Genomic DNA, 1,474 nt, shown 5'->3' on the forward strand with positions numbered 1-1,474 from the left:
CGGTCGTCGGCTCGACCTTTCCTTGCTCGCAGAGGAGTTCGAAACTTGCGGTATCCGGTGCGAGTTCGCGTTGGCCCGCGGTCCAGTCGAATTCGAGTTCGAGGTCCCACGTGGTGGTGTCTGGGTCGCCCACGAGGTCCGCGATGAGTCCCGTCGGTGCGGGCGGTGCCACCTCGTCAGTAATCTCGACGGTAATCTCCGCGAAATCACTGAATCGACCCCACACGTCCATACCCGAGACGCGGTAGGTCGCGGTTCCGAGCCCCGGTGGGTCGTGGTCGGTCACGCTCGCCTTCCCGGACGAGGCGTTCATGTGTGGCAACGTCACTCCGGTGTCGGGGTCGTTGTGGTGGATTGCTTCGTCCGTTCCCTGGAACTTCCGCCGGACGGCGTAGGCGATGTGTCCGCCCGACGTGAACAGGTTCCCGCCGTCGGCGTCCCATTCGAGTTTGACGCTCGCGGGGACCGATTCACCCGGTGTCGGAGTGAGTTCGGCAGAGAGACCCGTGGGTGGCGAAACCGGCGAGGACGGAGTCGCTTCGATATCGGTCGCAACGGAGACTACCGTGACCTTCGCGTCGGCCATCGCCTCCAGCGCAGTCGTCGGTTTCTGGTCCGTTCGACTCCAAATCGGAAGCCGGACCCCGTTCGAGTCGGGTTCGGCGTCTCGGTAGTTCTTGAGGAGGCGGACGCCAGTCAGCGGCGCGAGCATCGCGTACCACCACAGGAGCGGCCAGTCGGCCTCCAACTTGTAGTCGAACCGGGCGTCGAGACGGTCAGTCTCGGCCGTGGCTAGTCCAAGTGCGGTCGCTTGCTGTGGGTCAACTGCGGCCGTCAGCACTGAGTCGAGCAACCCGAGTTCGACTTCGCTCCCCTGTAGCTTGTTGGTCGTCGTCGCGTCGGGCGAAAGCGTTTGTTTTCGCGTGACCGAGTCCTGCCGGACCGCATCGGTCATCTCTCTTTCCAGAATCGTATCGAGCGCTTTTTCGAGCCGTCTGTGACCGTCTCCGAGATAGCGTTTCCGTTGGTCGGTTCTAACGGCGTTCGGGTCGGGTGCTGGCGGCCACGACGGTTCGTCCCACGGCGGAAGCGCCTTCGGCGGCGTGTCGCGGAGTCGGTCACGGGCAATGGACCGTCCCGGCTTCGAGGCCCGCGGATAGAACACCCCGTCGCCTCGGATGGGGAGCCTAAACGTATCAACTTTCTCCCACCCCTCGGTCTCGGCGTACTCCCCAACTGGAAGCCAGTACACGCCGTACAGCATCGCGCCCGTTCCGGTGATTTTGAGTTCGTCGATAACGCTCCCGTGGAGCACTAGCGAACCGGTCACCCACGGATTTTGAATCGGCGTTGGACGGACGCTGATACCGCCGCCCGTGCCGCCGAAACCGGTGTTGCTGGACCACAGCGGACCGATGTCGAGCGCGCCAGCGCCGATTCCGCCGGTGCCGCCGCTATCGAAGCCGCTGATTCC

Annotated in this window: 1 pseudogene; it reads right to left on the reverse strand. The window is 64.1% G+C overall.

Annotated elements, in window-relative coordinates:
* Positions 1–1,474 (reverse strand): annotated as a pseudogene (locus tag QT222_RS20850) (hypothetical protein); the annotation flags it as partial.

Source organism: Haloferax sp. s1 (assembly GCF_058382125.1).